Origin of the sequence: Chitinophaga sp. S165, from assembly GCF_003182155.1 — a bacterium.
Classification (GTDB): Bacteria; Bacteroidota; Bacteroidia; order Chitinophagales; family Chitinophagaceae; genus Chitinophaga.
The window spans coordinates 732,754-751,721 of the sequence record NZ_QGTG01000001.1 but is presented as its reverse complement, the minus strand read 5'-3'; the positions used below and the strand labels follow the sequence as shown (position 1 = coordinate 751,721).

Sequence of the window (18,968 nt, the reverse complement as noted above, 5' to 3'; positions counted from 1 at the left end):
GTGCATGCTGGCCTATGTTAGAAAAAGTATCGTAATGATACTGATCAGCTGTTGCTGTACAACACTTTTGATAGCCCAAAACCTGGTGCTAAATGCCTCTTTCGAAGATGTAAATATCTGTACGGAATATACAGCCCCCTGTGCCCCGTCTGCCTGGCTCTCTGTAGCCCCCGAGGCTGCCCGGATGAAATATCTGTGTAATGGCGCCGCCCTTCAGGGACAACACTATGTTACCTTGCTACAGGAAGGTCGTGACAACCCCGATACGAGGGTGTATATACAGACACGTTTGTCATGCCCCCTGGAAAAAGGCCGCACCTATAGGATCAGGATCTACATGAACACAGACAATTACCCCCTCCGTGCCGGTATCCGTTTCGATACCGCATTCCTTTTTACAGAAAGCGCTGTCTGCCTTACATCTCCCGCCAGTGTAGAACTGGTTGAAAATGACGTTCAGAAGAAATTATTCCGCCTTAATCAGCCCTGGTACATACTTGAAAAGACCTATGTTGCAACAAACGCTGCCACGCATTTGCTGGTGGGCAATTTCAGGCCTCCCCAACAGAAAGGTGGCGGAGGTTACAAGAATGCCCAACTGCTGATCGACAGTATCAGTGTGACCCCCGTAGATGGTCAGCAGTCTTGCGCGGGACAAGACAGTGCCCTTCATAACCTTTACGCTGAGCGCCACCGGCACACAATACCTGAAAGATATATGCCTCCGGGTAGCCTTATCCATCATCTGAACGGCCCCTCCGGCTGTGATACCATCATTCTGAAAGATGATCTCTTTACGGCGGACAGGAACAGTTTGAATGTCCGCTATAAACAACAGATCGATGAAGCTTTGAAGAATTACCGGAGCGATAAACGTACCCGTATCCTCCTGGTAGGCCATGCATGGCAAACTGCTTCAGATGAATTCAATAAGATCATCTCGGCCGATAGAGCTAAAGCAGTAGCCAACTATCTCGTGTATAACGAAGGTTATAGCTTTGAGGATTTTGATGTGCAGGGTGTTGGAAAGAAGTATCCCCGGTATGATACTGCAGGGAATGCGGCCGGCGACAATAACCGCGTGGAAATGATCATTTGCCGTCCTCCGGTAGCAAAAGATACCCTTCGTCCACAACCGCTGGCCCATCGTCCCGATACGCTTATTATTCCGGATATTCTGTTTAAATTCAACAGCAGCGAACTGAATACGGCATTTTATAGTTCGTTGGACAGCCTGATGAAGAAAATACCCCGTGACGGGAGTATACAATTGCAGGTAAGCGGGCATACGGACAATGCCGGTACTACTGCCTACAACAATACATTGTCAATCAAACGTGCAAACGCAGTAGCACATTACATGCAGGAACACGGTTTGGGAAACGACATCCGGCAGATCAACGGTGCCGGCGAAAGTCAGCCGATTGCCAATAACCTGTCTGCCGAAGGAAGGAGAAAGAACCGCCGTGTAGAGATCATTATTTTTTATAGTCCTGATTGACCCGTTCCTTGAAATCCCGGAGATGTTTGTGTCCTGTTTCCACTCTTGTGCGCGCATTTACCGATGGTCAGATTATAATTAAAATCATATGTGGAAATCTTGCAAAAGAACTATTGATTTTATATTTTGTCACACTAGGAATATAAAACTGCTTGTTTTAACCAGGAAAAAATCAAAATCTAATAAGGCAAATTGCTTATGTCGATAACACCCTAAGTTCGTAAGAATTAAAGGAAGCTATTTATAGTATCTATTGGACAAAACCATGCTGTACAAAAGGGACAGCCAGGATTTCTCATGCTTTTTCACATCACTTATTTTAAACTTAACAGCTTATGAAATTTTTTACAGGGCTGACATTGGCCATGCTATTGGCTGTCTGTTCTCCCGCATTCGCCCAAAAGGGGAAGGTTGTGCGTGGACAAGTTGTTGCCGGAGAAAACGGACAAGCGCTCGAGCGGGTGGCCGTACTGGAAAAAGGTACGCAGAACCACGTTTACACCGGCGCTACAGGCAATTATGCCATCACGTTAAGTGGCGACAATGCAACGTTGATCTTTTCTTACGTGGGCTATGGAACGCAGCAGCTGCCCGTGGGAAGCGGTGAAACACTCAATGTCACTATGCAGTCTTCACAGAAAGATCTGAGCGAGGTCGTGGTGACGGCCTTTGGTGTAAAGAAAGAGAAACGCGCATTGGGTTACACGATCCAACAAGTTGAAAGCAAAGACCTGAACGTAAACCATCAATCCAATGTGGTGAACGCATTGCAGGGCAAGGTGGCTGGCGTACAGATCTCCAGCTCCGGCGGAGGTCCCGGTCAGGGCTCCAGGATTATTATCAGGGGCATCAATTCCATAGCAAGCGACAGGAACAGTCAACCGCTGTTTATTGTAGATGGTGTGGAAATAGATAATAGCACCTATACTACCGGTGACGCAGAAACGAGAGGGATGAGCAACCGTGCCAGTGATATCAATCCTGACGATATTGAAAGTGTATCTGTGTTGAGAGGCGGAGCTGCTACAGCCTTGTATGGTATCCGCGCAGCGAATGGTGCTATCCTCATCACAACCAAATCCGGCAAATCCGGAAAGCTGACGGTAAGTTATAGCGGCATGTATGGTTTTGATAAGGTGAATAAAACACCGGATATACAATCTAAATTCTCACAGGGATATTTGGGCGTATATGACCCTGCCAGCTTCTGGCCGACATTCGGTCCTACGGTAGAAGAGGCGAAAAAGCTGGATAACACTCACCCGGACAAGTTGTACGATAATTATAAACAAGCCTTCAGAACAGGTACACAAACACGCCATACGGTAAACATGACCGGTGGTTCGGAAAGAGCGCAGCTAATGGGATCTATGTCATACTTCGATCAGGATGGCGTCATCCCTTTCAGCGATTATACCAGTTATAACGCCCGTATCAATGCGCAGTTCAAGATCAGCGACAAGGTCAGTGCAGGCGCTTCCCTTAACTATATTAATTCAGGTGGTAACAGGGTGAATGCAGACCGCTATGGAGAGCAGATCATTTACTGGTCGCCCCGCTGGGATATGAAAGACTATGTGAAGCCCGACGGTACACAGCAAACGTATAGTTCCGGTACTAACAATCCAATTTATACGCTGTCTACCAATAAATTCAGGGATAACGTAAATCGTACTATCGCCAGTGCTTTCATTACCTACAAACCGCTGCAATGGCTGAATTTTTCTTACCGTATCGGGAACGATTTCTATACCGATGGAAGAACGCATCAGGCGCCGGGACCAAAGGGGCTGGTAGGAGAGGCGCCTAACCTGGATGACAACGAATACGGTTTCATTAGTGAATATAATCTGCGCAGCCGTAGTCTGACATCAACCTTTCTCGCCAATATCTCTCATACATTCAAAGAGAAGTATTCCATTGATCTGAAATTAGGTCATGACCTTCGTGATCAGCGTGTGAGAAGGAGCAGTGTAATGGGAGACACCCTGGTGGTGCCAGACCTCTTTCTGTTAGGAAATGCAAAACGCATCACTGCGGATTCTTATATCCTCGACTACAGGAACTACGGCTACTTTGCAGACCTGACACTAGGACTGAACAATTACCTGTTCCTCGAACTGACAGGCAGGAATGATCTGACCACTGTTTTGTCGAAGGCAAATCGCAGTTATTTTTATCCATCCGTGAGTGTTAGCTACGTGTTCAGTGACCAGTTCAAATTGCCTGACTGGTGGAATTATGGTAAGGCAAAACTCTCTTATGCGAAGATTGGTAAAGACGGGGATGCTTACTCCATCACCAACGGTTTTGAAACAGGGCTCCAGATCGGTTCTACTGTGCCTTTCTATCAAAGCAGGACCCTGGGAAATCCCGCCCTCCGTCCTGAATTTACGCAGACATTGGAAGCAGGTACTGAACTGAGATTCCTGCAAAACAGACTTGGACTGGAAGTAACCGTTTACCAGCAAAAAAGTAAGGACCTGCTGGTGCCCGTAGATGTTTCACCTACCACAGGTTTTGATAAGGCATATGTGAATGCCGGTGAGATCAACAACAAAGGTCTGGAAATCACATTGTCGGCAATGCCGGTGCATACGAAGGACTTCAGCTGGGACTTCCGCGTAAACTTTTCAACGAACAGGAACAGGGTTGAAAAGCTGAACGAAGGACTGGGACAGATCGCCATTTCTACACAGTTCGGCTATCTTAGTTCCAGCGTAACAACCAAACTGGTACCGGGACAGGCTTATGGCGCGTTGTACGGAAGGACCTATAAACGTTACTATGGCAATGAAGTGGATGATAAGATCACGCTGCGCAAAGACCTGCCGCTGCTGATCGGCGCAAATGGTTTCCCGGTGCTTGATGATGCATCGAACCAGCGTTACCTGGGCAATAGTTTGCCTAAGTGGATCGGGAGTACAACACAGACGTTCCGTTACAAACAATTGTCGTTGTCGCTATTGCTGGACGTCCGCCGGGGCAATTACAAATTCAACCAGCTTTCCAACTTCCTGGCTGCATTCGGAGAATCTAAAGAGACGGAGAACCGTGATCAGACCATCGTTTTCAATGGTGTACTGGCGGATGGCTCACCTAATACGAAGCCCGTTTACCTGGGGCAGGCCGTTGGCCCTGACGGAGTAGACTATGGCGCCGGTTTTTACAGGAACTATTACAGGGGTAACAGTGAGGCCTTCCTGGAAGATGCTTCCTGGGTGAGACTGCGTTCAGCGTCGCTGTCTTATACACTACCAGGTCACTGGCTGAGTGGTTCGAAGACGATCAGTGGAGCAACCGTTTCATTTACCGGAAACAATCTCTGGTTGAATACAAAGTATACCGGCTTCGATCCCGAAACAAGTTCCTCTTCCGCAGGTAATAACGCATCGGATGCTTTCTCCGGATTCACTTATCCGGCTACACGCAGCTTCCTGTTTAGCTTAAACGTTCAATTCTAAAACAGCCATCAATGAAACGTACACATCGCAAAATATATACAGTGGCTTTGGCGGCAGGATTGCTGTTCTCCCTGGCTGCCTGTGAGAAAGGGTACCTGGACGCGAACCAGACAAATCCCAATCAGACAGAAAATCCGCCTATTAACGGACTGCTGGCGGGGGCTACCTACCAGTCGGCCATTAATGTTTTTTCGGCGGGGAATATTACTTCTTATTATGTACAGCAGCTGGCTTCACCGAATACCGGCAGCGGCTCTGATGTTTATGATAATGTGGACAGGAGCGCTACCTGGAGAGCCATTTACCTGAACGTAACAGACATCCGCCAGATGAAAAAACTGGCCCTTGAGCGTAAAGCTTACGAGCACCTGGCAGTGGCGGATATTCTGGAGGCATTCAACATGAGTATGCTGACAGATCTTTTCGGAAATGCCCCTTACCGTGAGGCATGGTCGGAGGGGATCAACCTGAAACCAGGGTACGATTCTGCAAGGATGATCTACGATAGTTGCCTGTCCCTGATAGACCAGGGAATAGCGGCCATGAACCTGCAAAATCCGCAGGTGACCCTGGACGCCAGCAACGACCTTATTCACGGTGCAAGAAAGGAAGCCTGGGTCAAAACGGCGTACGCCCTGAAGGCACGCCTGCTGAACAGAAAAAGCAAACTGCCGGATTATGACCCGGCAGCAGTGCTGGCGGCTTTGGGAAATGCCTATGCCAGCAATGCCGATGATGCACAGGTGACCCGTTTCGAAAGTCTGAGCTCCTGGAACGGAGTGGCAAAAAATAACGCCAGCGGTACCCTGGACGGATGGTTAAGCGCCACCTTCGTAGACGCCCTTGACGGTACCACTTTCGGCGTTTTTGATCCCCGTTTACCCCTGATCACTGACACAACTCGTTTCGGCGATTATAGAGGTACGGTAAATGGTGTCGGACGTACCGGTTCGGGTACGGACAACTCAGCATGTGCATTATCGCCAAATGGAGCCTATTCCAGGGGAGGTGCCCCCTTATTGATGTTATCCTTCGCGGAGATGAAATTCATCGAAGCAGAGGCCTCTTTTGCCTCAGATAAGGCCAGATCTTACCAGGCATACCTGGATGGTATCGCCGCTAACATGGATAAGGTAGGGGTTGCTACAGCAGATAAAGAGGCCTATCTCGGTAATCCTGTCGTTGCCGTTGGCGTCGCTGCTTTCACTAAAGACCTGATCTTCAAGGAAAAATATGTAGCTACCTTCCTGCAACCAGAGACCTGGACGGATGCCCGCCGTTTCGACTATAAATACAAGGATTTTGTCTTGCCCAGAAATGCCCAGCTGAACACTTTCATCAGAAGGGTCGGGTATCCTACATCAGAAACGAGCAGGAACCCTGAAAATGTGCCGGCAGTTGGCTCACTGGCCGATCATCTGTGGTGGGACAGATAATGTAATATATTCCCTCGTCATCCGCCTGATCTTCGCTGAAGCGAACTTAAGCCGGTTAACAACCCTGGATACATCCAGGATACGACTTTCATATAACGTTCATTATCCTCCGATCTGATCAGAGGACAATGGACGTTATATGAAAGTTATATCGGGTAAATATGTTCAGTTTACCCCTATGAGTATATTTGTCAGCTTATAGTACTTCGCTTGCTATCTGTCAGGCATGACAAGGCATAGTAAAGGCATGGCAAAGGCATGGCAAAGGCATGGGGCAGGGGAATAAATGAAATTTTAAAGGGATGTCTCAGGCAGACAACTTTTTGTCAGCACTATCGGCCTGGCTGAGCGGGAAACTGGCGTAAAAGGTAGTTCCCTTACCGGGAGCGCTCTCAAACCAGAGTTCGCCCTGTTGGAGCGCCAGCAGCTCTTTACAGAGTACCAGTCCCAGGCCTATGCCTTTTTCGTTATTCGTGCCAAAGGTGGATTGTGTCTTAAGAGAGAATATCTCATCCTGCTGACTGGGGTCAATTCCTATCCCGTTATCAGCAACAAGAAGGTTACAGGTATTTTCTCTCAACTGGATACCGATATCGATCTGCCCGCCGGAAGGAGTGAACTTGATAGCATTATTGATGAGGTTACGGACAACCAGCTCAAGCATATTATGATCTGCAGTGATGAAGATAGCCGGATCGACACGGGATACGATGGCAACGGATTTTTTATCTGCCAGCATCCGTTGTATCGATAAGACACGTTCAACTGACTCATAGACATTTTCTGATGACAATCTGACCCCTTTTCCATCCATCTGCAATTTTGACCATGTCAGCAGGTTAGTCAGTAGATTGGAAGTGTTTTTGGTTAACGTCAACAATTCATCACCCAGCATCTTTTTTTCTTCTTCCTCCAGCTCATATTCAGCGATAAGGTGCAGCGTCGTGATAATAGAATTGAGAGGGCTCTGCAGGTCATGCGCAATGATGGAGAACAGCTTGTCTTTTTTCTGGTTCAGCTGCTCCAGATTGATATTCTGCATATCAATCTTGTCGGCGCGCTCTTCCGCAATTTGTTTTTCCCTTTCGTAGTTCTTTCTTAGATAATTGGTAATCAGGTAAATACAGGTCAGTGTGACTATATAACTGGAAAGGATATCAATGTAACGATCAGATCCATTCCTGTAACTATCTGTTATCCAGGTAGGGTCAAAGTATTCCTTTGTAAGAAGGATCACCGGAAGCAGCAGGTGCAGCAAGGCCCAGATCCAGTGTTTAGCACGGGAGCTGAATGCGATCAGCAGGTTAAAGGTCAGGAAAAAGAGTAGAAGGGCAGGACCGTGGCTACCGGAGTTGAGGTAAAAGGTAGCAATCAGGGTAATATAACTGACAATCACATAGGCCAGCATACTGGCGTGATAGACACGCTTATAGCGCGAAAGATAGAAGAACAGGACCTGTAACGCCAGTAGTGTGGCTACCAGTACCCAAATAGCAGTTAAACCCAACCACATGTTGAATGGCAACAATACGGCCAGCAGCACCATGGTCACAACACTGACAGAGTTAAATGCACGATTCTCAAGCGAGAACGTAGCACGATCTCCTACAAGTTCTTCCCATACGTCGGCTAGTTTACGTACAAATTTATCCAAATGCTGGTTTTTATTAGAGTAAATGCTGATTATTAGATAAGTTACGCAAAGTTCATAGATTAAAAGCGAATATTTATAACACATACATGTTATAACGTTTATATAACAAAAACTGGAATGATCTTAGCATATTCTGCAGTAAATCAATTTTATGAGAAGTGTACAATGTAAAGGCATAGCGGCGATCATGTTTATTATGATGCTGTTTACCAATTATTTATACGCGCAGAAGAAAACAAACGATAAACAGGCCGCAATAGAAAAAATGATCACTGCCCGCAATTTTGTATTTAAAGCCGAAACAGTTTTACCTTCCGCTCCGACAATTAACAGACAACTAACTTCTGATTATGATGTAAAGGTATCTCCGGATACGGTCATCAGCTTCCTGCCATATTTCGGCCGGGCCTTTAATGCTCCGATGGACCCTACCAAAGGGGGTATTCAGTTTACATCGACAAAGTTTGAATATAATCAGACAGCCCGGAAAAAAGGAGGTTGGGATATTGCCATCAAACCACAGGATACCCAGGACGCCAGATTGTTGTCATTCAGTATTTCTGAGAATGGATATGCATCATTACAGGTGATCAGCAATAACAGGCAGCCCATTACTTTCAACGGATATATCACCCAAAAGAAAACTAAAAAATAAGTTAAAGTTCCGCTAAACGTCTCGCGGTTTTGGCATAGAGGAACGGTTGTTGTTTTATATCTACTGAACTAAAAATTTTAACTATGTCAAAGAACAGTAGAGAAGGCGTTAAGCATGCAATCCAGGAATTAGCGATCGGTAACTATAGAAGTTATCCTGAAGATTACGGTGTTACAAGGGATACAGCTGCCAATGTGCAATCTTTGGCCAAAGGTTATTGGGACAGCCGTGAAGTCAAGGAAGTACAGCGTGATGAAAAATTAGGCATCAACCTGGATGATTACAAGCAATGGACGCAGGAAGCGTTTGCAGAGTTCATGAAGAATAATGAATACTCATTAAGTTAGGATAGAACTTTTGCACGAAAACGCATTAGTTAGCTGCGGATAATACTATTAATGATAGTGTTATCCGCAGTTTTTTTTACTTATCTTTAGAAAAACCGCAATTTTCTCCCGTTATGAAAACAAATACCGCCAGTCGTACAGCGCAGTATATGGCGCTGTTCCGTGCTTTGGAGACAAATCGTCCATCCGGAAAAAGACTGTTCACTGACCCTTATGCCGTTTCTTTTCTTACTGCAGGATTTAAATTTGTCACCCAGTTATCAGTTATTCCCTTTATCCGGAGCCTGGTATATCGTATCATCAGGCAAAAGATCCCGGGCGCCTTATCATCGGGTGTGGCACGGACCCGGTATATTGATGAATTATTGCAACAGGCCGTCCGCAATGGTGTTAAACAAGTGATCATATTAGGTGCAGGGTATGATACCCGGGCCTTAAGACTAGGCTTCCTACGGGCTTTACCCGTTATTGAAATTGACCATCCTGCCACAGCAAAGCTTAAACAGGAGTGCGTAGTGAAAAGCATGGGAAAATTGCCTGAGAATGTCAGGTACATTCAGGTCGACTTCAACGAAAAACGTCTTGAGCAACTGGCTACAGAACAACACATCGATCTTACACTTACCACTGTTTTTATCTGGGAGGGCGTTACCAATTATCTTACTGCGGATGCCGTTGCCGCTACTTTTACATTTATGCAGCAGTTTCCCTCGGGCAGCTATGTGATCTTTACATATGTTGATGAGAAGATCATCCGGTACCCCGCAGCTTTCTTCGGTGGAGAAAAACTACTCGAAGATCTTAAACAGCTGGAAGAGAACTGGACCTTCGGCCTTGAACCATTTCTGACAAGACGTTACCTGGACGCCTTTGGTATGGAACTGCTGGAAGATTACAGCGCTGGAGAATACCGGAACTATTACCTGCCCGAACGTGCCGAAAAGGGATATGAATTCTACCGTGTCGCCTTTGCTGTAAAAAGATAAGTTTTTAAAATCCTATTTTATATTTTTATTGTATAACAGATCTGTATGAAAATTTACCCGATACTATTAGCGTTTTGCATGATGTCAACTATTTCCTTTGCACAATCCAAAGAAGAAAAGACCATAGCATCAAAAGTGGAATCATTGAGAAAAGCCATGATAGATGCAGATAAGGCAGTACTCGAAAAACTATCCGACGAGAAATTATCTTATGGGCATTCCAGCGGGAAGATCGAAGATAAAGCCACTTTTGTTTCCAACATCGTAAGTGGAAAGTCTGATTTCACTTCAATTGATCTCTCTGAACAGAAAGTCGCTATTAGCGGTAACACTGCAATTGTGAGGCACACACTGACTGCCAACACTAACGACGGTGGCGTAGCCGGACATGTGAAGCTCTATGTGTTACTTGTATGGAGTAAGGATGGCAACCAGTGGAAACTGCTTGCAAGGCAGGCAGTGAAGGTTCCTGCTTGAGGCCGTCCTTAATTTTACACATAGTGATGAGACATTACTCCAACTTCTACAGGATCAGGGCATTCTTATAGAAGAGGATCGGCTGTGGCACAATTTTGTAACAATTATTGCGTAACAACAAGGGCAATAACAGCCTTATCTGTTAACCAATAAAAAATATTTTATGCAAGCTACAGTTGAAACTATTGAGGTATTGAATGATCTGATCCAGATCAATAATGATCGTATAGAAGGTTATGAAAAGGCCTTAAAGGAATTAAAGGAAGAAGATGCCGATCTAAAAGCATTATTTTCTTCCATGATCAGCGAAAGCCATGAGATCCGTCTTGCATTGGGTACAGAAGTAAATGCACTGGGTGGTGACATGGATAATTCGACTACTACAAGTGGTAAGATATACCGCGCATGGATGGATGTAAAAGCTGTCTTCACAGGTAACGACCGTCATACCGTACTTTCCAATTGCGAAGCTGGTGAAGATGCCGCACAACGTGCATACAGAACAGCCTTGGAAGATGAAGAGCTGCCTGCTTATCTACGTGAAATGGTTTCCGAACAACAAGCTACACTGAAAGGATCTCATGATCAGATCAAGGCATTACGTGATGCCAATAAGAACAGATAGACTACCAGCGGGTAAATAGATTGAAGGAGGTTGTTTCAGTATACTGAGCAACCTCTTTTTATTTATTTATAGATCGTCATCTCCAAGATTAGCCAGGTCTTCTTCCATCATCGGTTTGATGGTAATAAAAATTTCTTTCAGGCGATTTACTTTTTGATCTGTGTCGTTGTTCCAGGTAGTCGCGTTACTGAGTGATTTTAAAATATCTCCCGCACCCTTTACTTCCAGGTTCATCACACTGGGCTTCATTTTGTGTAATACTTTTTTAAGTTCCGGGAGATTCTTCTGCGTCTGCAAGGTCTCCAGCTCTATCACATATTCACTCAGTGAGGATACAAAGAGCGAGATCATTTTCCGGATGAACGAATTACCCGAGTTACTTATCTTGTACAGGTATGTATAAGTATATAGTTTGTGTTCCGGTTGCATGGTTTCTAATATCTTCAGGCGCCCTCAATTTCACCTGTCTGTAACATTTTATAAATAGTGGATTTACCGATATCCAGTTTTTCCGCAACCAGCAACACATTATCATCGTATCTTTTCAGATAGTTGCGGATGATCAGTCTTGTATATTCCCTTAAAGTAAGTTCTGTATTCAAAACGGTATCAACATCGTGATTATTGCCGGACAGGAAAGTAATGTCCTCCGGTTCAATGAGGTTATTTTCCGACATCACTGCTGCCAGTTCCACTACTGATTTAAGTTCCCTCACATTACCAGGATAACTGTATCCAAGTAGCTTTTCCCTTGAAGCAGGCGATACCTTTATTTCCGCTACTTTATTCTCTTTGCAGTATCCTGCCAGGAAATGTTGTGTTAACAGGAGTATATCTTCCTTACGGTCCCGAAGAGGAGGGAGTGTGATAGGAAGTCCTATTATGCGGTAGTAAAGGTCCTCACGGAAATTCCCTTTTTTCACTTCTTCCGCCAGGTTCTTATGGGTGGCCACAACCAGTCTGAAATCAAGTTTGATCTTGCTGGTACCACCGAGACGGGTCAGCTCTTTTTCCTGGAGTACGCGTAATAGTTTGCTTTGAATGTTAAGGTCCATTTCTCCGATCTCGTCGAGGAAAAGCGTACCGCCGTTCGCTTCTTCGAAGCGCCCGGTCTTTTTATTCTGTGCCCCGGTGAATGCGCCTTTTTCGTAACCGAATAGCTCACTTTCCACAAGTTCCTTTGGAATAGCGGCCATATTTACAGGAACGAAAGGCTGGCTGCTTCTGGCGGAATTATAATGTACGGCGCGCGCCACTAATTCCTTTCCTGTACCGGTTTCCCCCGATACGGATACGTTGATCAGTGATCCGGCTGCTTTGTCTATTAGTTTGAAAACGGTCTGTAGTGAAGGACTGTTACCTATAATAGAGCGCGAATAATCATATTTGGTTTTCAGTTCCGCCTTGAGTTCGGAGATCTCATTTTTCAAAGAGAGTTTCTCCCGTAAACGGATGATGGCTTTCCACAGCAGTTGCTGGGTATTGTCATCTTTTACCAGGTAATCTTCCGCTCCCATTTTGAGTAGGTCGACAGCAGTGGTAATCCTTTCCTGTGCACTGATAATGATTACGGGCAGATTGGGCTGTGCCTGTTTTATCTTTTTATAAAGCTCTTCCCCGTTCATGTCGGGGAGCCCGAAATCGATAGTTACGAGGTCCGGTTTCCGGTGCAGCTGTGCGAGGCATTCTTTGCCTGAACCGATCAAGGTTATTTCGTAGTCGGGGTTCTGACTAAGATAATGATGTAATAATCCTCCGTACCACTTATCATCCTCAACAATAAAGATCTTAAAATCGAGCATTCATGGAATTTTCTGTTAATTTAGGAAAATTTCCATCATCAACAGGCCTCCTTTGCTACACTTTTTCTGATGTAGCGCCGGAGGCCTGAAAGGGTATTATGAAATAGGCAAGCAAAAATAATATAAGGATCACTGTTCGATCATCATCAGCGGGCCCCTCTGCCTCACAATTCCATTTGCATCGGGGCCTTGATGAAGCACTCTTAAAGCTGGCAAGGACCACGTCCACACTCAAATGATTTTTTCAGTACGATCATCGCCTGGCCCCTCAACAAACACTGACAGCAACAACACACGGGGCCGGGATGAAAGTCCACATACTCAACACAATATTTTTAGAAGATCTTTTTTTGTTTATCATCACCTGACCCCTCTCTATAACATTTCAGTTTCACTGGGGCCGGGATGACGTATTCTTTCTCCTGAATTAGTCTCGGTCTCCTGAATTAGATCCGGACCTTCCTCCTTTATTAATTTCTTGAACTATTGATATATTCCTGTAAGGCAGCGGGATAAAGTAGTACTTCTGGTAATTGTTCCTTCTTATGGGCAGGCGTGAAGTAAGTTCCTTCTGCAAAAATGTCTTCCACCTGTTGTTTAAAAAATTCCACTTTAAACTGAGACGCTACCAGTTGCGCTGCGCAGCTCATATCTGCATATAAAGGTTTGTTCTGCAGCAGTTGCTCTACATGTTTGCGCACCTTGTCGATATAATGTCCGCTGATGCGGTAACCGTTCCATCCATGAGCCACCAGTTCATTAATACCTCCGGTCAGCGGCACTATCACCGGTCTGCCGTAACTCATTGCCTGCAAAATGCTGATATCGAATGTATCCTTGTGCTGGTCAACGTGAGAGAGGTTAAGTACCACTGCAGCACGCTGGTAGAAAGGATGCAGGTTTATCTGCGTACCATATACCATCAGATTATCAGGTATTTGGCTGTTTTCGAAATAAGCGTCCACTTCTTTTTTGTGAGCGTTGATGACAAGTTCAAATTTTGTAGCTGGCATGAGCGCTGCTAATTCAAGTAGTTCACGTAGTCCGCTTTCGTCATCGAGGGGCGCGATCATCAGGACCGTTTTACGGGAACCGTGATTAGCGTGTAGCACTGCTTCCTGTACGAACGATTGTGGCAGACAGCTATGAATGATATGTTTCTCTGCTTTCGCAAAACTCATCTGTGATTGCAGATAGCGGGAGCCGAATACTACGTGTGTAGCCAGCCGCCTTGCTGATCCGTACAAAAGGGAGCGGAGATAAGGCACGGACACCGCCATTTCATGAATGTGATAAGTGATCGGCGCCTTCTTCAGCCTGCCGGCCCATGCTGCACCCAAAGGCAGCAGTGTATTAATGTACACCTTTGCTTCCGGTTCATACAGCCCCAAAACTTTTCTGAAAATCAACACCTGCGCCAGCAGGAAGCTGAAGAATATACGCCATCTGTTCCCCCGTTCCGAATAATTTATATAATGATATTGTATCCCCGGTATGCCTGTCAGAAAGCCAGGAATCTCACCTGTCCGATTCGTAATAAGATGTACATCCATACCTTTTTCTGATAAGGTTTCCAGCGACTGGCGAAATACCAGTGTATTACCGCTCCGGTTATTTTGCAGATGTACCGCTATGATCTTGTTCATGATAGTGCATTGTTAAATGTGATGATATAGGTATAGGGATAGGGACAAATAGAACACGCTTTAACAATTGTGGGTTTTAGCTAGGCAAGCAAGGTTATGAAGATCTCAATACGTCGTATAAATAGCTGAACAGTGAACAGGAGGCCAGCACTACTCCCACAAAAAGGAAAAATCTGTTGTTTCTTCTTTTCTTCTTTAAATAATCCTGTACTACGAATAATTTATTAAGTGTAGCTGTTATATGTTCCAGTACGCTGTCATCTTTAATGATATAGTCGAAAGCACCATTCTTCAACGATTCTGTAGCAATGTCAGGTTGCTGACGGGAGCTGGCGAATATCACGAAGATGTCTGAATTGAACCGCTTGATATCCTTTAGCAGGTCGAGTCCGGTCATATCTCCCAGGTCATGATCTAACAGTACAATATCCGGTTCGTCCGACAGCTGCAGCAGGAAGTCTGTGCCTGATAAGAAGCAGGTCACGTGCTGGTAGCCCTGTGCCCTGAGGTGCTTATCGTAAGTGGCGAGACAGAACGGGTCATCATCCACCACATAGATCTTGCTTTCGTATTTGTTAGCCATATGCGTGGTTTGGTATAGTAGAATCCATTTAGATGCCAGTTTGGAGAATGCCTTGAAATCGGCCATAGTAGCGGATATGTAAATTGGCACAGAGGTCTGTAACGTCCATTTGCAGGAAAAAATTCCAGAAAATGGAAAAGCAGGGGTTGTAGGTCATAAAAAAACGCCCCGGAATACCGGGACGTCTGCTAATAATATGATATGTATCTAAGATCTGAGCGTTTAGGGTTTATTCGGTTTATTGCCGCCACCGCCACCACTCTTGTTACTTCTGCTGAGCTGTTGATTATGTCCGCCACCACGGTTCGGATGGTTACCAGATGGTTTGTTATTCCGGTTTCCTCCCGGACGTTTCTTACCATATGTGCGGTTTCCTCCACCGGAGCGGCCGGTTTTAGGCGTATACTCAGGCACGGGGCCAAGCGCTGCAGGTACTTCGGCCTTTACAACCGGTTTCCCTAATACTTCTTCGATCCGTGCAAATTTCCGCTGTTCCTTTTCGCTTACTACCGTATAGGCAGTACCATCGGTAGCAGCTCTGGCTGTACGCCCGATGCGGTGAATGTAGTCCTCCGCGTCATTAGGTACGTCATAGTTGACCACCAGGTCAATATCTTCGATGTCGATGCCCCGGCTTAAGATGTCGGTAGCTACCAGCATTTTCAGTTTCTTGTTTTTAAAGTCCATGAGCACCTGTTCCCGTTTTTCCTGCTCCAGGTCGGAATGGATCTCTTCCACCGAGAAACGGGCCCTTTTAAGCTCATGGCAGAGCTGTTTAACGTTCTGCTTACGGGAACAGAAGATGATGATACTTCCGAATTGTTTCTGCGACAGCACATGTTTCATTAGTCCGATCTTCTGCTCTTCGAACACGATAAAAGCTTCCTGTACGATCTTTTCCGGTGGTTTAGAGATTGCAATATTGATCTCTTCCGGCTCGTGCAGGATCTTCAGCGCCAGTTTACGGATCTTGTCGGGCATGGTGGCGGAAAACAGAAGGTTCTGTCTCTTTTTGGGCAGGAAGGACGTAATCTTGATGATATCGTCATTAAAGCCCATATCCAGCATGCGGTCTGCCTCGTCCAGTACCAGGTACTTTACAGCGTCCAGTTTTACATACCCCATGTTGAGGTGAGCTATCATACGTCCGGGCGTACAGATCACAATATCCACTCCTGAGGTCAGCGCCTTCTTTTCTGCAGAGAACAATGCGCCGTTGCTACCACCGTATACGGCAATAGAACTGACAGATGTAAAATAGGACATACCTTCCAGCGTCTGGGCAATCTGGACTGCCAGTTCACGGGTTGGTACTATGATCAGTGAATTGATCTTATGCGTATCGTGTGGCTCGGTGATTAGCCTGTGCAGCATTGGTAACAGGAATGCGGCTGTCTTGCCTGTGCCGGTTTGTGCGCAAGCCAGAATGTCCTTCCCGTCGATAATTGGGGGGATAACTTTTTCCTGAACAGGTGTCGCAGTGGTGTATCCCATCGCGTCTATTCCATCCAAAACCCGGTCATCCAGGTCAAATTCGTCAAAATACAAAGTGCAAGATGGTTTTGATTCGTTAATATATTAGCTAAAGATACGGAATTGTAAGCAGAGCACATACGGTATGTTCTTTGCTGCAACTGCGGGGTACCAAATAACCCGTCGAATATGCTCGAGAGTTTACAACAGGATCTCCGTCTTCCCCCTTTTTTATGGAACATTTTACTTGGATGTGCAGCCCTTATCAGCGGCTTGATCATCAAATACCTGGTTGCCGTCGTATTGAAATTTACGTCAAGGAATGTTACTGATTATTCCCTTGTAAGGTCCGTTCTGAAGCGGCTGGGAAAACCCATCAATTATTTTCTGCCTGTGTTGGTATTTAACATGGTGCTCCCGTTTATGGAGCTGGACAAAAAGCCAATGGCAATATTAAGCAAGGTGGTGGAAATTTCCCTGATCATTTCTTTTGGTTTTATGTTAACTGGCCTGGTAAAGGTGTTTGAGGACTTTATAACACATAGTTACGACCTTAAAAAGGAAGATAACCTGCGGGAGCGGAAGATGCGCACACAACTGCAGTTCGTGCGTAAACTGGCCATCAGCATGATCATGGTGTTGACATTGTGCGCCATTTTGCTCAGCTTTGAAAACCTGCGTAAGATCGGTGCTGGCTTGCTTACAGGGGTCGGTGTTGGCGGTATCATTATCGGTTTCGCGGCACAGCGGTCGTTGGCCAATTTCCTGGCGGGCATGCAGATCGCTTTTACCCAGCCTATCCGTATTGACGACGTGCTTGTAGTGGAAGGTGAGTGGGGCAGGGTAGAAGAGATCACACTTACTTATGTCGTAGTGGGCATTTGGGATCAGCGTAAACTGATCCTGCCTATCAATTATTTCATAGAGAAACCCTTTCAGAACTGGACGCGTACAGGTTCCGCGATATTGGGTACGGCTTTCTTATACCTGGATTATACGGCCCCGATCGATTTGCTGCGGGTGGAATTTGAACGTGTACTGAAAGACCAACCGTTATGGGACAAGCGGGTACAGGTGATGCAGGTCACCAATATCACAGAAAGGACCGTAGAAGTAAGGATGCTGGTAAGCGCCAATAGTTCAGGGAAAGCGTTTGATCTGCGTTGTTATCTGCGGGAGAAAATGCTGTCCTTCATTCAGGAACATCACGCTTATTGTTTACCGAAAACACGTGCTGCTATTGAAGAAGGAGAACAACCGCTGTTACCGAAGCAGGTGTGACGGCCTCCGGTCGCACCTCATCATGGATGATCGTCGTTGATCTCAACCCAGTATCCGTCAGGATCAGTGAAATAGATCTGTTTGATGCCGTCCACGCGGACAGTAGGTTTATCCGCTTCTCCCTGCCAGCTGAAGAAGGGAATGTGATGCTGCCGCAACCGGCCCATAAATTCGTCTACTGATTGAACGCTGAAGCAAAGGTGGGAATTCTTGTCGTGGGGAACGATCTCCTTTGCTCCGGATATAATGTGCAGATGGCTGTGCTCCGCTACCTTAAACCAGGTATGACGGCCGTCATGAAAAGGTTCAGGTATGGTATCTATCTGTATAATATCCCTGTAAAAAGCAGTGCTTTTTTCGAGATTAACGACATAAAGCGCAATATGATTTAACATTGCGCTTTTCCGCTGTGCGAAAGTGGGTATACCGGAGATGATCATAACAGCCACCAGTAAAAGGCTTTGTGGAATCCGTTTTTTCATTCTCCAATATACTCACTGCTAATCAAATTTTACAAACTTTCTGCTCACTTTAATTCCCGTGTCCATGATGAGCGTAACTACATAGATTCCTGGGATAAAACGTGTACAATCCATCACGGTCTTGAGCATCAGTTCCCCGTCCTGCGGAATAAAGGTGGTCGTATAAACCATATGTCCGCCGAGGGTGATCACCCTGATGTCCACTTTCTTCACGTTCTCCTCCAGCTTATACATGATGGTGATCTTGTCGGTCGTAGGATTCGGGAATACCAGCATTTCATCTTTCTGTAATCTCAGCAGGCCCTGTAAGGGTGGCTGCTGAAATCCCTGTGTGACCAGCACTTCATCCGGATATCTGATGGACCTTACAGCGATATCACCTATGGTGCAATCAATGTGAGTACCAAATGAATCCAGGGGTAAAATCGGGAGAGTGGCGGAATGTCCGGTACTGGCTATTACCTGCCTCTCTATATATTGCGCGTACGTCTTTCCTGGTAACAGGAAGGACGCACACACAACATTAGCTGTTAATATTTTTTTGATGACTGTCATT

At 45.7% G+C, this 18,968-nt stretch carries 17 protein-coding genes; 9 read left to right on the top strand and 8 right to left on the bottom strand.

Annotated features, from left to right (window positions below; all coding sequences use genetic code 11):
- Positions 1 to 4 precede the first annotated feature (4 nt).
- The 3 genes from C7475_RS02825 (at position 5) to C7475_RS02815 (ending at position 6,401) form a co-directional block, all read left to right on the top strand.
- Positions 5 to 1,501 carry an OmpA family protein gene (locus C7475_RS02825; RefSeq protein ID WP_110050815.1) on the top strand — a complete coding sequence of 499 codons (1,497 nt, stop codon included), beginning with the start codon at positions 5 to 7 and terminating at the stop codon, positions 1,499 to 1,501.
- A gap of 335 nt (positions 1,502 to 1,836) precedes the next feature.
- Positions 1,837 to 4,965, top strand: a complete 3,129-nt coding sequence (locus C7475_RS02820; RefSeq protein ID WP_110050813.1) for a SusC/RagA family TonB-linked outer membrane protein — start codon at positions 1,837 to 1,839, stop codon at positions 4,963 to 4,965.
- Between the two features lie 11 nt (positions 4,966 to 4,976).
- Entirely contained in the window at positions 4,977 to 6,401 is a 1,425-nt protein-coding gene (locus tag C7475_RS02815; RefSeq protein WP_110050811.1) for a SusD/RagB family nutrient-binding outer membrane lipoprotein, read from the top strand.
- A gap of 307 nt (positions 6,402 to 6,708) precedes the next feature.
- On the opposite strand, the gene C7475_RS02810 is transcribed toward C7475_RS02815, so the two are convergent.
- The gene (locus C7475_RS02810) at positions 6,709 to 8,055 is read right to left on the bottom strand and encodes a sensor histidine kinase KdpD (RefSeq protein ID WP_158286400.1); all 1,347 of its coding nucleotides are present in this window, start codon (positions 8,053 to 8,055) and stop codon (positions 6,709 to 6,711) included.
- Between the two features lie 151 nt (positions 8,056 to 8,206).
- Here C7475_RS02810 and C7475_RS02805 point away from each other — a divergent pair, with 151 nt between their 5' ends.
- The 5 genes from C7475_RS02805 to C7475_RS02785 all read left to right on the top strand — a co-directional run bounded on the left by C7475_RS02805 (position 8,207) and on the right by C7475_RS02785 (position 11,145).
- Positions 8,207 to 8,710 carry a DUF4251 domain-containing protein gene (locus C7475_RS02805; RefSeq protein WP_110050807.1) on the top strand — a complete coding sequence of 168 codons (504 nt, stop codon included), beginning with the start codon at positions 8,207 to 8,209 and terminating at the stop codon, positions 8,708 to 8,710.
- 83 nt (positions 8,711 to 8,793) lie between these two features.
- Complete coding sequence (locus tag C7475_RS02800) at positions 8,794 to 9,057, top strand: hypothetical protein (RefSeq protein WP_110050805.1); 264 nt, start codon at positions 8,794 to 8,796, stop codon at positions 9,055 to 9,057.
- 113 nt (positions 9,058 to 9,170) lie between these two features.
- Entirely contained in the window at positions 9,171 to 10,043 is an 873-nt protein-coding gene (locus C7475_RS02795; RefSeq protein ID WP_110050803.1) for an SAM-dependent methyltransferase, read from the top strand.
- Between the two features lie 78 nt (positions 10,044 to 10,121).
- Positions 10,122 to 10,520: a nuclear transport factor 2 family protein gene (locus C7475_RS02790; protein ID WP_233259751.1), complete on the top strand. Its 399-nt coding sequence runs from the start codon at positions 10,122 to 10,124 to the stop codon at positions 10,518 to 10,520.
- Positions 10,521 to 10,683: 163 nt separating this feature from the next.
- Positions 10,684 to 11,145, top strand: a complete 462-nt coding sequence (locus C7475_RS02785) for a PA2169 family four-helix-bundle protein (protein WP_110050801.1) — start codon at positions 10,684 to 10,686, stop codon at positions 11,143 to 11,145.
- A 66-nt stretch (positions 11,146 to 11,211) separates the two neighbouring features.
- On the opposite strand, the gene C7475_RS02780 is transcribed toward C7475_RS02785, so the two are convergent.
- The 5 genes from C7475_RS02780 to C7475_RS02760 form a co-directional block, all read right to left on the bottom strand.
- Positions 11,212 to 11,574, bottom strand: a complete 363-nt coding sequence (locus C7475_RS02780) for an Hpt domain-containing protein (RefSeq protein WP_110050799.1) — start codon at positions 11,572 to 11,574, stop codon at positions 11,212 to 11,214.
- A 14-nt stretch (positions 11,575 to 11,588) separates the two neighbouring features.
- Positions 11,589 to 12,947, bottom strand: a complete 1,359-nt coding sequence (locus C7475_RS02775) for a sigma-54 dependent transcriptional regulator (RefSeq protein WP_110050797.1) — start codon at positions 12,945 to 12,947, stop codon at positions 11,589 to 11,591.
- 470 nt (positions 12,948 to 13,417) lie between these two features.
- On the bottom strand, positions 13,418 to 14,593 hold the full coding sequence (locus C7475_RS02770; protein WP_110050795.1) for a glycosyltransferase: 1,176 nt from the start codon (positions 14,591 to 14,593) through the stop codon (positions 13,418 to 13,420).
- 94 nt (positions 14,594 to 14,687) lie between these two features.
- Positions 14,688 to 15,176, bottom strand: a complete 489-nt coding sequence (locus C7475_RS02765; RefSeq protein WP_158286399.1) for a response regulator — start codon at positions 15,174 to 15,176, stop codon at positions 14,688 to 14,690.
- Positions 15,177 to 15,398: 222 nt separating this feature from the next.
- On the bottom strand, positions 15,399 to 16,724 hold the full coding sequence (locus C7475_RS02760) for a DEAD/DEAH box helicase (RefSeq protein WP_233259750.1): 1,326 nt from the start codon (positions 16,722 to 16,724) through the stop codon (positions 15,399 to 15,401).
- A 114-nt stretch (positions 16,725 to 16,838) separates the two neighbouring features.
- On the opposite strand from C7475_RS02760, the gene C7475_RS02755 reads away from it, so the two are divergent.
- Positions 16,839 to 17,930, top strand: a complete 1,092-nt coding sequence (locus C7475_RS02755; RefSeq protein ID WP_110050792.1) for a mechanosensitive ion channel family protein — start codon at positions 16,839 to 16,841, stop codon at positions 17,928 to 17,930.
- A gap of 20 nt (positions 17,931 to 17,950) precedes the next feature.
- Here the strand turns inward: C7475_RS02755 and C7475_RS02750 are convergent, their stop codons facing one another.
- Both C7475_RS02750 and C7475_RS02745 read right to left on the bottom strand, forming a co-directional pair.
- A complete protein-coding gene (locus C7475_RS02750; protein ID WP_233259749.1) occupies positions 17,951 to 18,412 on the bottom strand; it encodes a VOC family protein in 462 nt (153 codons plus the stop codon).
- Positions 18,413 to 18,430: 18 nt separating this feature from the next.
- Positions 18,431 to 18,967: a T9SS type A sorting domain-containing protein gene (locus tag C7475_RS02745; protein WP_110050789.1), complete on the bottom strand. Its 537-nt coding sequence runs from the start codon at positions 18,965 to 18,967 to the stop codon at positions 18,431 to 18,433.
- Position 18,968: the final 1 nt, after the last annotated feature.

Coding starts and splice junctions, on each gene's coding strand:
- C7475_RS02825 (WP_110050815.1), top strand. CDS start 5: ATGCTGGCCTATGTTAGAAAAAGTATCGTAATGATACTGATCAGCTGT.
- C7475_RS02820 (WP_110050813.1), top strand. CDS start 1,837: ATGAAATTTTTTACAGGGCTGACATTGGCCATGCTATTGGCTGTCTGT.
- C7475_RS02815 (WP_110050811.1), top strand. CDS start 4,977: ATGAAACGTACACATCGCAAAATATATACAGTGGCTTTGGCGGCAGGA.
- C7475_RS02805 (WP_110050807.1), top strand. CDS start 8,207: ATGAGAAGTGTACAATGTAAAGGCATAGCGGCGATCATGTTTATTATG.
- C7475_RS02800 (WP_110050805.1), top strand. CDS start 8,794: ATGTCAAAGAACAGTAGAGAAGGCGTTAAGCATGCAATCCAGGAATTA.
- C7475_RS02795 (WP_110050803.1), top strand. CDS start 9,171: ATGAAAACAAATACCGCCAGTCGTACAGCGCAGTATATGGCGCTGTTC.
- C7475_RS02790 (WP_233259751.1), top strand. CDS start 10,122: ATGATGTCAACTATTTCCTTTGCACAATCCAAAGAAGAAAAGACCATA.
- C7475_RS02785 (WP_110050801.1), top strand. CDS start 10,684: ATGCAAGCTACAGTTGAAACTATTGAGGTATTGAATGATCTGATCCAG.
- C7475_RS02780 (WP_110050799.1), bottom strand. CDS start 11,574: ATGCAACCGGAACACAAACTATATACTTATACATACCTGTACAAGATA.
- C7475_RS02775 (WP_110050797.1), bottom strand. CDS start 12,947: ATGCTCGATTTTAAGATCTTTATTGTTGAGGATGATAAGTGGTACGGA.
- C7475_RS02770 (WP_110050795.1), bottom strand. CDS start 14,593: ATGAACAAGATCATAGCGGTACATCTGCAAAATAACCGGAGCGGTAAT.
- C7475_RS02765 (WP_158286399.1), bottom strand. CDS start 15,176: ATGGCTAACAAATACGAAAGCAAGATCTATGTGGTGGATGATGACCCG.
- C7475_RS02755 (WP_110050792.1), top strand. CDS start 16,839: ATGCTCGAGAGTTTACAACAGGATCTCCGTCTTCCCCCTTTTTTATGG.
- C7475_RS02750 (WP_233259749.1), bottom strand. CDS start 18,412: ATGAAAAAACGGATTCCACAAAGCCTTTTACTGGTGGCTGTTATGATC.
- C7475_RS02745 (WP_110050789.1), bottom strand. CDS start 18,967: ATGACAGTCATCAAAAAAATATTAACAGCTAATGTTGTGTGTGCGTCC.